The organism is Actinacidiphila epipremni (assembly GCF_012034175.1).
Classification (GTDB): Bacteria; Actinomycetota; Actinomycetes; order Streptomycetales; family Streptomycetaceae; genus Actinacidiphila; species Actinacidiphila epipremni.
Window position 1 is genome coordinate 1 of sequence record NZ_JAATEJ010000096.1, and the last position, 315, is coordinate 315.

Consider the following 315-nt stretch of genomic DNA (forward strand, 5'->3'; position numbering starts at 1 on the left):
ACGCTTCGGTGGGCTGAGCGGCGGAGTTTGCGGCAGGTCAGTTCGGCGAACCAGCGCTCGACGAGGTTGAGCCAGGACGCCGAGGTGGGGGTGAAGTGCAGGTGGAAGCGGGGGTGTCGCAGCAGCCACTTCTTGACCGGCTCGGTCTTGTGGGTGGCGTAGTTGTCCAGGATCAGGTGGAGTTCGAGGTCCTTGGGGACGGCTGCGTCGATGGTCTTCAGGAAGCGGAGGAACTCCTGGTGGCGGTGGCGGCGGTAGTGCTGGGCGATGACCGAGCCGGAGGCGATGTCCAGGGCTGCGAACAGGCTGGTCGTG

The 315-nt window shown here is 66.0% G+C and carries 1 protein-coding gene; it reads right to left on the reverse strand.

Going from position 1 to position 315, the window contains the following annotated elements; all coding sequences use genetic code 11:
• Nucleotides 1–315 (reverse strand): IS630 family transposase (locus HCN08_RS34615; RefSeq protein WP_167987355.1); only part of this gene is annotated, 315 nt, incomplete at both ends.